This window comes from Iodobacter arcticus, from assembly GCF_042664895.1.
GTDB lineage: Bacteria > Pseudomonadota > Gammaproteobacteria > Burkholderiales > Chitinibacteraceae > Iodobacter > Iodobacter arcticus.
In genome coordinates, this window is sequence record NZ_JBHTBQ010000027.1 from 1 (window position 1) to 9,688 (window position 9,688).

At 43.2% G+C, this 9,688-nt stretch carries 9 protein-coding genes and 2 pseudogenes; 7 read left to right on the forward strand and 4 right to left on the reverse strand.

The genetic code is table 11. The features are described from left to right. Nucleotides 1-100: 100 nt before the first annotated feature. A pseudogene (locus tag ACFQNF_RS12750) lies at nucleotides 101-229 on the forward strand (IS1595 family transposase); the annotation flags it as partial. A 51-nt stretch (nucleotides 230-280) separates the two neighbouring features. Here ACFQNF_RS12750 and ACFQNF_RS12755 read toward each other — a convergent pair. Further along, nucleotides 281-1,414: an alcohol dehydrogenase family protein gene (locus tag ACFQNF_RS12755; protein ID WP_380188333.1), complete on the reverse strand. Its 1,134-nt coding sequence runs from the start codon at nucleotides 1,412-1,414 to the stop codon at nucleotides 281-283. 379 nt (nucleotides 1,415-1,793) lie between these two features. Between ACFQNF_RS12755 and ACFQNF_RS12760 the strand changes: the two genes are divergently transcribed. Continuing rightward, complete coding sequence (locus ACFQNF_RS12760; RefSeq protein WP_380188334.1) at nucleotides 1,794-1,970, forward strand: hypothetical protein; 177 nt, start codon at nucleotides 1,794-1,796, stop codon at nucleotides 1,968-1,970. A 292-nt stretch (nucleotides 1,971-2,262) separates the two neighbouring features. Here ACFQNF_RS12760 and ACFQNF_RS12765 read toward each other — a convergent pair whose 3' ends face one another. Continuing rightward, nucleotides 2,263-2,520 (reverse strand): Tn3 family transposase, encoded by a 258-nt coding sequence (locus ACFQNF_RS12765; RefSeq protein ID WP_380188335.1) that lies wholly within the window; start codon nucleotides 2,518-2,520, stop codon nucleotides 2,263-2,265. Between the two features lie 888 nt (nucleotides 2,521-3,408). Beyond that, nucleotides 3,409-4,260, reverse strand: a complete 852-nt coding sequence (locus ACFQNF_RS12770; protein ID WP_380188336.1) for an extracellular catalytic domain type 1 short-chain-length polyhydroxyalkanoate depolymerase — start codon at nucleotides 4,258-4,260, stop codon at nucleotides 3,409-3,411. Here ACFQNF_RS12770 and ACFQNF_RS12775 point away from each other — a divergent pair. The 5 genes from ACFQNF_RS12775 to ACFQNF_RS12795 all read left to right on the forward strand — a co-directional run bounded on the left by ACFQNF_RS12775 (nucleotide 4,259) and on the right by ACFQNF_RS12795 (nucleotide 9,110). Beyond that, the gene (locus ACFQNF_RS12775; RefSeq protein ID WP_380188337.1) at nucleotides 4,259-4,396 is read left to right on the forward strand and encodes a hypothetical protein; all 138 of its coding nucleotides are present in this window, start codon (nucleotides 4,259-4,261) and stop codon (nucleotides 4,394-4,396) included. The genes ACFQNF_RS12770 and ACFQNF_RS12775 overlap by 2 nt on opposite strands. 1,176 nt (nucleotides 4,397-5,572) lie before the next feature. Then, complete coding sequence (locus tag ACFQNF_RS12780) at nucleotides 5,573-6,556, forward strand: DUF1852 domain-containing protein (RefSeq protein WP_380188338.1); 984 nt, start codon at nucleotides 5,573-5,575, stop codon at nucleotides 6,554-6,556. A gap of 26 nt (nucleotides 6,557-6,582) precedes the next feature. Beyond that, nucleotides 6,583-7,611: a methionine synthase gene (locus tag ACFQNF_RS12785; RefSeq protein WP_380188339.1), complete on the forward strand. Its 1,029-nt coding sequence runs from the start codon at nucleotides 6,583-6,585 to the stop codon at nucleotides 7,609-7,611. Between the two features lie 163 nt (nucleotides 7,612-7,774). Next, entirely contained in the window at nucleotides 7,775-8,266 is a 492-nt protein-coding gene (locus ACFQNF_RS12790; protein ID WP_380188340.1) for a flavin reductase, read from the forward strand. 43 nt (nucleotides 8,267-8,309) lie between these two features. Further along, nucleotides 8,310-9,110, forward strand: a complete 801-nt coding sequence (locus ACFQNF_RS12795) for a sulfite exporter TauE/SafE family protein (protein ID WP_380188341.1) — start codon at nucleotides 8,310-8,312, stop codon at nucleotides 9,108-9,110. Between the two features lie 33 nt (nucleotides 9,111-9,143). Here ACFQNF_RS12795 and ACFQNF_RS12800 read toward each other — a convergent pair. Continuing rightward, nucleotides 9,144-9,688, reverse strand: a pseudogene (locus ACFQNF_RS12800) (DDE-type integrase/transposase/recombinase); the annotation flags it as partial.

The window sequence follows — 9,688 nt, forward strand, 5'->3', positions numbered from 1 at the left end:
CGTCCGCATATGGGATTGGGCGGCATCACCCCGAAACAAAAACTGGCATTACATGCCTAGCCTCTACTTTTAAGTGAGCTTAAAAACGGGGGGATTACCCTATTTGGCGGAAATGCAGTATCGATTTAATCGGCGTTTTGATTTGTGCGCCCTTATTCCCCGCATGCTACATGCCTTACTCATAGCCAAGCCTTGTCCGCGTGGGCGATTAACTGAGCAAGAGACATAATCAGGATAAATATTAATAACTCGCTATTGCATCATTTTTTATATTTATAAACTAGTCATTATGATTAGGTATTAAAACAAATTTTCCTACATGCTTCTTTAACCCAAATTCTTCTTGCGCTTCAACAATACTTTCTAAAGGAAAAGATTTAGCAAGTGTTGGTTTTATCTCTCCATTTTCTATTGCTGATACAAGATTTGTAAATATAGGTTCATCCCACCCCGTACAACCAATCAAAGTGAGATCCTTCAAATAAAAAACTCTCATATCCAGCTCAACAATAGGACCTGCAATAGCTCCAGATGATACAAATTTCCCTCCTCTTTTTAATACTTCCATCATTTGAGGAAAGTTAGGTCCTGCAACATTATCAATTACCACATCTACAGATTTTTTACCTAATTCTTTTAGTGCATCATTACGACATGCTATTACTTCATCTGCTCCATATGATTTTACTTGTTCAATTTTTAATTCACCTTCTGCAATCGCAATTACATAAGCCCCCCTTCGCTTTGCCAATTGCACAACAGCAGAACCTACTCCACCTGATGCACCAGCAACTAAGACACGGTCTCCTTCTTTTACATCAGCCCTGTTTACCATGTTTTCAGCAGTACCAAATGAGCACGGTATAGTCCCCAACTCAGCGTCGGTCCAATCACAATCTACTGGAAATACTTCTGTAGCGGCCACTTTAACATACTGAGCAAAGGCACCATCAAAGTCTGATCCCATCCATATGTTTTCCATTGAATCCCAGCCTTCATGACGAATACAAGCTCTTATCAATACTCTTTTGCCGATAAGGTCTTTATTTTTTTCGTCTTTTACTTCTACAACTTCTCCACAGCAATCTGTTCCTTGTATGAATGGGAACGGTGTACCTTCATTCCATCCTCCATCGCCTTCGCTAGCAGCTTCTGTTAGTTCGTTATCAGTCTGTATAAGCTTATCTGTGCTTATTGTTATTTTTGATGAATACCAACCAAGTCTGGTATTTATTTCAGTATTATTTACCCCAGCAGCTAATACTTTTATTAATACTTCCCCTGCATCAATTAATGGCATAGGTACGTCTTTATACACAAGCATATCGTACCCACCAGTGCCGACTGTAACAATGGCCTTCATAGTTCTATCGTTTTTTTTAATTTCAAATCGATCTTTATTGTTGTTAATCATAACTATTAATCCTTTTAATTGTTAAGAGGTATACACATATTTTTTAATGTAAATTAAACTATTAAAAGATAAAAAAATTTTAACTTATTACAATTTAACTATTGGTTGAGGGAATTAAATAAATACTAACCAATTCAACAAAAAAAATTTTTCACCCTAACCATTTGTATTTGTTTTTAATCTAATGGTAATCTCTTTTTATTATTCTTCAGTAGTTTCCAGCATCAATATTGCACAAACAGTCAGACGATACGGAAATTGATGCAATATGGAGCGCGAATTGCTCCACGCCAGAGAAATTGGCAAAGCCTTGCCTACCGTAATAATCCAACAAATTTAACTAGGTATGCGCTATCCATCCTCCCCACTCAGGGGGAGGATGGATAGCGCAGAAAGCGCAGCCTTTTTTTTTGACATAGTTGCGAATTCAAAACTACTGTGTATGAACCACATCAAAGAAAAACACACTAAAGAACTTGATGCGTTGGCGCGTGTGGTCAATATGGTATGGAACTACTGCAATGATCTTTTTTACAAAAAACTTAAGCGCACTTAAAATTCTTTAGTGGCTACGATTTGCAAAAGTACGCAGCAGAAGCTACTACAGAAGGTTTGAGCCTCAATTCTGCTTCTGTTTAAATGATTGGCGCAGAACTGGTCACACGATTCAAGCAGTGCAAAAAAACAAGTTAAACTGGCGCACTTCGTTGGGCTCACCGAAATCTCTTGCCTGGATTCACTTTCGCAACGACTACATCGCTTACAAGGGGGGGTGTGGAAGAGCCCCAAAAGAGTTCGTTCTGAGTTAAACCGCCCTCCATGACTTCCATGATATACCGTATTAAATGTTATTCAAGCGCATCGATCGTCGCATCCACGTCAATATCACCATTGCTCTTTTTAAAGTTGTATTTGCCGGTGAATACAATATGCGACCAGGCAATAGGAGAGATTCTGGTAAACTCATTAATGATCGACTGGCTGGTTCCGGCGGCGACCATTCGCTCATACACGGAGTTTAAAATAATGGCGTTATAGGCGATGATGGAATTGGCAACCAGCCTGACTGCATGGGCACTGACCTGATTGTTTTCTCGCTTCTTCACCCATCTAGGGCGAATGAAGCGCTTTGTCCAATTCCAGTCCCGTGTCGCCTAGGTAGACGAGCAGCGTTCTGCATGCTTCGTGCACTCACATCCCCTACTAGCCATCAATCCTCCCTAGCTGCGCAACACCTTCGAGGTGGTCAGCTCTCTCATCTGGTTCTTCGCGGGCTTAGATTTTACCATCGGCTTTTGCAACACAATGGCAGAGCCTAACAATTCATCCAAGCCGAGCCCGCTTCGCGGGTCGACTTAATTCAGACGTTAGTGTCTGCAATGCGATGGCAAGCCTACATTGAAAATGTCGAACATGAATTTCTGCTTTGGCCGAGGAGTCGATGCTTGGGCGAGAAAATTGAAAGGCCGCTAACCATCTGGTTGCGGCCTTCAATATTTTTGATTTGTGCCAGTGCTGTTCGGCCTTAGCGGGCACTCATGTACTGCCACGACCACATTTACCTTCTTACTTTTGCGTCAGCTTCATTGAGAGCAGACAATGACGTGCCAGCTGACGGTAGTCGACCCTTAGCGGCCACTCACGTGGGCAATGTGGGAAATCAATATATCAAACTTTGCATCTGGGTTTATGTGCGTTGCCGTACAGATCTTCTTCGTCGCGCAGGATAAGGTGAAATACAGCGTTAATCCACGAATCCCTCACCCTCAACGCGAAAGGAGCTACTCATGAACCGCATTATTTACATCGTTGGGCTGGTTGTTGTCGTTCTCGCTGTCTTGTCTTTTTTTGGTTTCCGATAAGACGACGCGATCATCTTTTACCAAAACTCGTCACGAGGCTAGGTGTCTCAAAACCATACTGCCGAAGGCTATACCGAATATTTCAACGACAAAAGATCAGTATAAATCGTAAGCCGATCCAGCAGCAGGAGGCTAGTCAGCCGCCTTATCAAGTTGTGTGGCGACGAAAGTCCAAATCATCCGCGAAGCATTTGGCCCTTTTGGGTCACTGTATGGGTATCCTGCTGCGCCACCACTCCAAGCATGCCCAAGCTGGTCAACTTCACACAGCGTTGCAACCAGCCGACCATGATCTCGATAATCAGTAATGGTCGCCGCATAGCGAGTGCCACGCTGAACGCGACGTGGTTTGCCGGCTTTGGCTCCTACTCGCTCTCCCCAGCGCATTGCGGCTTCTGAGCCATTACTCGGCGCCACCACATGATCAGCCAAGCCATGAATGACTAATAATGCAGGCAGCCTGACATCGGGTGAGATTTCCGGGAGAGGCGATGTTGTCACCGCTTGTCCAAACATAGCCTTGATCGCACTCGCAGACGAATGCGCGACACCAGGTGCTATCCCCGAATGCATAGCAATTGCCCGAAAGCGCTCCGGATGTTGAGTCGCCAGCAATACAGCCATGCTTGCACCTGCTGAGATTCCTGCTAGGGCGATTCTCTTTCGATCGATCGCTTGCGAAAGACAAACCTGTTCGATGGCCGTACTAATTGAATTGGCTTCCGCCTGTGCTCGCCCCGAACGGGTGTCGTACCAGTTCCAGCAACCCAGTGCATTCGACAAGCGATCTTGTTCAGGGTAGAGCACGAAAAAGCGCTCACGGGCGGCGATAGTATTCATCTTACTACTGGCAGCAAAGGCCTGAGCATCTTGCCCACAACCATGCAGCATAACCAGCAACGGTAAGCTCTCGTTGCGCCGCACACCAGTTGGTTTATAGAGTCGATAACGGTGAGGCCCTGCAGCGCCAATAGCGACTCCCATGATCCAGTTTGCCGACGGCACCTTCGCTTTTTTGGTGGATCTTTGCTTGCTAACCTGCGGAGTGGCACGCAAACTTTCTTTGACCGCCTTGGCACCGACGCGCATTGCTGTCTGCGTCATCGTCTTCAATGCATGATGGAATGTTTGGCTCCAGACTGTTTTTCTACACCGCTTTGCCATTTTTTGCCTCTAAATTTGGTTCGATCTGTTGCCCAATTATCGTGCCAAGCCCTTCTATTTACAGTCTGCTTCCGCACATTAACTGCGTGTTGTGATTTAATTATTTCAGAATGCCATTAAGTTTATTCTTCTATGTCAAGCGTCTGTTTTGGCCGATAAGCAGAAGCACCTAGTCGAGTTTTGAGAGGCCAAAATCCGGAACTATGCGGACGCTGAAACTTCATGCCACATGAGGTCATTTGCTCTGTCACTTGCAGCGATAAAATATTTCTGCACCATTAATTTTAACGAAATTTTATAGTAAAAATAATTCACGACTTTAACCAGAACCAACATTATCTAGCAGGCTCGAGAGAGCGCATAAATGCTCGATTTAATTTCACGACTTTAATAGGTCGGAATACGTTTTGGGGCTGAACCAAACAACCGCGACCTGGCGTACCACCAGCGATTTTTAACTTTCGTTCTGCACCATAAATAATCGCAACCCTCTGAGTGCAAGGGATTCTCAGGGCTAGGCTGCCCCGAAAAATGGCCATTCACCGCCTGATGCGCCTCAACAACAAGCCGTAATGGCCTTCGCCCTTCTGCCTTGTCCCTAGGGTCTGTTGACTCTCGTCTTGATTCTGATGTCACCCCCGCAAAACCAGATCATGAACATTACTCATGCCATTTCTGAAATAACTTCATTTCTATTCATGATTTAATTCCGGTATAAATCACTCTGAGTTCTGAAAGCCAGCCTCCCTTAGCAACAGTCGGCGAAAAAATGAGCTGACTGGCCCATATTTCACGGTATTTTTAAGCAATAACACCTTATTGGCGCGGCAAATTCAGCACAGGGGTCTCAATCATGCCATTTTTCTACGCGCAGCTAGGGTCTGCTGACATTTTATTCACGGCTTCGTTGGCTGCAGCTTTGGGGCGAGGCCGGAAAATGGCCATTCACGGCCTGATGCTCCGCGACAATAAGCAGTGATCGCCTTCGCCCTACTGCCTTGTGCTTGGCCATTGTATGGCGCAGTGCAAGGTGAATAAAACGTCAACAGGCCCTGGGAAAACAATTAGAAAAGACTTGCAGTGCATAAAATGAATTCAAGTTTTATCTCAGAAATTAGGACACACGATCACAATGACTAAAGAATTTACATTTACGATTAATAGCATTAGTTTCGATGAAAACTATTTGCCTGCAGAAAATACGCGCATCACCACCAACTTTGCGAATTTAGCCAGAGGAGAGCATCGCCAAGAGAATCTGCGTAAGACCTTAAGGATGATTAACAATAGTTTCAACGAGTTGGCGCATTGGGATAACCCTAAATCAAATCGATATTCTGTAGAACTTGAAATTATTTCTGTTGAATTGAATATTGGTGCTGAAAATAGCAGCAAGGGTTTGCCATTAATTGAAATATTAAAAACTAATATTGTTGATCATAAAACCAACGAACGCATTGAAGGAATTGTAGGGAACAACTTTTCCTCTTATGTACGCGATTATGATTTTAGCGTATTGCTGCCAGAACATAACAAACAGCAAAGCCATTTTAGTACGCCAGAAAATTATGGTGAGCTACACGGAAAGCTGTTTAAAAGTTTTGTAATTTCTGAGGCATACAAAAAAAGCTTTAGAAAACAGCCGGTGATTTGCTTAAGTGTTTCCAGCAGCCGGACCTATCAACGGACTGAAAACCAGCACCCTGTATTAGGCACAGAATACATCCAAGATGAATACTCGCTGACTGATGAATATTTCAAAAAGATGGGTATGCAAGTTCGCTATTTCATGCCTACGAATAGCGTAGCGCCTTTGGCATTTTATTTTTCTGGTAATTTGCTGGCTGATTATACAAATCTTGAGCTGATTAGCACCATCAGTACCATGGGTGCGTTCCAGAAAATTTATCGACCTGAAATTTATAATGCCAACTCTGAGGCAGGCAAATTATATCAACCCAGTTTACAGCACCAAGATTATTCATTAACCCGAATTGTTTATGATAGAGAAGAACGTAGCCGGCTAGCGATTGAGCAAGGAAAGTTTGTTGAAGAGCATTTCATCAAGCCATACCAAGACATTCTTGGGCAATGGGCTGCTCATTGCGTTCTTTAATCTAATAAAACATCGCGGAATTGATTATGAAAATACTATTACCCACTTCAACAGCGGGCAGTTTACCCAAGCCATCTTGGCTTGCAGAGCCAGAGAAAATTTGGTCCCCTTGGAAATTACAAGATCAAGAATTAGCAGACGGCAAATTAGATGCTTTACGTTTGTCACTGCAAGAGCAATTACACGCAGGGATTCATATTGTGAGTGATGGAGAGCAAACGCGCCAACATTTTGTCACTACATTTATTGAGCATCTCAGCGGCGTTGATTTTGAAAAACGTGAAACGGTTAAAATTCGTAATCGCTACGATGCAAGCGTGCCCACCGTGGTGGGGGCGGTTGCTAGGCCCAAACCTGTTTTTGTTGAAGATGCCAAGTTTTTACGCCAGCAAACCAAGCAGCCCATTAAATGGGCTTTGCCAGGGCCAATGACGATGATCGATACCTTGTATGATCGCCATTATAAAAGTCGTGAAAAACTAGCTTGGGAATTCGCTAAAATTCTTAATCAGGAAGCCCGTGAATTAGAGGCTGCTGGGGTAGATATCATTCAATTTGATGAGCCTGCATTTAATGTCTTTTTTGATGAGGTGAATGATTGGGGAGTGGCTACCTTAGAAAGAGCCATTGAAGGACTTCAATGTGAAACCGCCGTGCATATTTGCTATGGCTACGGCATTAAAGCCAATACCGATTGGAAAAAAACTTTGGGATCTGAGTGGCGCCAATATGAAGCCGCTTTTCCCAAATTGCAAAAATCGAATATTGATATCGTCTCACTGGAATGTCACAACTCGCAGGTCCCCATGGATCTGATTGAATTGATTCGAGGAAAAAAAGTAATGGTGGGCGCCATTGATGTGGCAAACCATAGCATTGAAACCCCCGAAGAGGTCGCAGATACCCTGCGAAAAGCACTACAGTTTGTTGATGCGGATAAACTCTACCCTAGTACCAATTGTGGTATGGCCCCTTTGCCGCGTAGCGTGGCAAGAGGCAAACTCAATGCTTTAACTGCAGGTGCAGAAATCGTTCGCCAAGAATTATTAGCCTAGTTCCACTTAGCACAGAGAAAAAAAGAAAATCGGGTCTGCCGCTATGGGTTTCGAATAGGAAAGAATCAATTTGATTCTTTCCTTCTCTGCTGATCTGCGCCAGGCCCTTTTGCTTATGTCATCTTCATGTTTTAGTAATACGGTTTAATTTAGGAATAATGTGATGATTGAAGCAACAGACTATAGAAGTGCAATGTCCTTATTAACGGGTGCGGTTAATGTGGTCACAACAACAGGTGTATCTGGCCGGCATGGATTCACTGCTTCTGCAGTTTGCAGTATTACTGATACACCGCCGACATTATTGGTCTGCATGAATAAATCCGCTAGATCACACACTCATTTTATAGCCAATAAAATTTTAACGGTGAATGTTTTAGGTGTGCATCATCAGCCCATTTCCAGCGCATTTTCATCCCCTATAAATTCAGAAGAACGTTTTCAATATGGCGATTGGACTGAATTAAAAACGGGAGCGCCTGTTTTAGCGGATGCTTTAGTGAGTTTTGATTGTAAAATTGAGCAAATTCAAGAAGTTGGCACACATACTATTTTTATTTGCCCTATTGTCGCTATTGGGCAAAGCGAATATGCGCAAGGGCTAGTTTATTTTAATCGTGCCTATCATCATGTGGGGCTGGCTACAGTAGCGTAAACCCATTTATTTAACCTGCAGCACTTAATAAAGTAAGTATATCGTGGAATTAATCATTTTTTTAGCCATCGGTGCTATCGCTGGGTTTACAGCGGGATTATTTGGTGTGGGTGGTGGAATTATCATCGTACCCATATTGTATGTGGTTTTTACGCAAATGAGCTATGGCCCTGAAGTGGTGATGCATTTAGCTTTAGGTACCTCATTGGCGACGATTATAGTCACATCAATGAGTTCATTAATTGCCCATCATAAAAATGGTGCTGTTATATGGTCAGTATTCAAAAATTTGGCACCAGGTTTGATCATTGGCTCTTTTTTCGGGTCGGGAATGGCCGGATTACTTGCTGGGGCACACTTACGACTCATCATTGGTATTTTTGCGCTCTGGGTTGCTTACAATATGTTTGTCGGTGCAAAAAAAATAGTCGATCAAAATAAAGTACTCCCCTCAAGGGCTAAGCAAGTATTTGCAGGTACGGGAATAGGCGTGGCTTCTGCTATTTTTGGTATTGGTGGCGGGAGCTTAACCGTCCCTTATCTTAATTTTTATGGCGTAACCATGCAAAAAGCAGTTGGCACATCCGCTGCCTGTGGTTTACCCATAGCGATTTCAGGTGCTTTGGGATTTATGCTTTTTGGTATCAAAGACCAAGTAAATATTAGCAATAGTATTGGCTTTGTCCATATTTATGCTTTCTTGGGAATTAGCATCATGAGTTTTTTTACTGCGAAGTTAGGCGCAAAAATGGCGCATGTATTGTCCCCCGTGATGCTTAAAAAATGTTTTTCCATTATGTTATTTATTGTCGGATGTTTTTTTATTCTTAAGGGATTACTTTAAAAAAACGGTTTTGCCGGATTAACGCATGCAATGGCTAATATATTCAGGGCCATTATCGGACCTGATTCGTTTGGGCTTGCCGCGCCATTCAATGATTTGATTCAGGCTGCGTATTACGCGCTCTGCTGGCAAAGAGAAATCGACTTCAATACCCAATCCTTCCCGATTAAAATCATAAATCACATTGAATAAGCGAATGCTGCGGCCATCGGCCAATTGATCGTGCATAAAATCCATCGACCACGTTTCATTTTTTGCCTCTGGCACTGCTAATGGCTCTGGCGTTTCGCGTTCTAAGCGCTTTTTAGGCTTAATTCTCAGATTTAACTCTAAATCGCAATAAATACGGTAAACGCGTTTATGGTTCCAGCGCTTTTTCTTGACGTTGCGCAGATGTAAAAAACAAAGGCCAAAGCCATCTCACGACGCTGAGATGTTTCAGAGAATTTCTGACATGGCCTCCTTGATGATATCCACCTGCATCTGGGCTTCGATATACATCTTTTTAAGACGCTTGTTTTCATCTTCTAGCTCTTTCATCCGCGTCATCATGGAAACGTCCATGCCGCCAAACTTAG

What these genes read in the sequence shown, in the direction of transcription:
- ACFQNF_RS12755 (WP_380188333.1), bottom strand. Translation starts at nt 1,414, where the DNA reads ATGATTAACAACAATAAAGATCGATTTGAAATTAAAAAAAACGATAGA.
- ACFQNF_RS12760 (WP_380188334.1), top strand. Translation starts at nt 1,794, where the DNA reads ATGGATAGCGCAGAAAGCGCAGCCTTTTTTTTTGACATAGTTGCGAAT.
- ACFQNF_RS12775 (WP_380188337.1), top strand. Translation starts at nt 4,259, where the DNA reads ATGATCCAGTTTGCCGACGGCACCTTCGCTTTTTTGGTGGATCTTTGC.
- ACFQNF_RS12770 (WP_380188336.1), bottom strand. Translation starts at nt 4,260, where the DNA reads ATGGGAGTCGCTATTGGCGCTGCAGGGCCTCACCGTTATCGACTCTAT.
- ACFQNF_RS12780 (WP_380188338.1), top strand. Translation starts at nt 5,573, where the DNA reads ATGACTAAAGAATTTACATTTACGATTAATAGCATTAGTTTCGATGAA.
- ACFQNF_RS12785 (WP_380188339.1), top strand. Translation starts at nt 6,583, where the DNA reads ATGAAAATACTATTACCCACTTCAACAGCGGGCAGTTTACCCAAGCCA.
- ACFQNF_RS12790 (WP_380188340.1), top strand. Translation starts at nt 7,775, where the DNA reads ATGATTGAAGCAACAGACTATAGAAGTGCAATGTCCTTATTAACGGGT.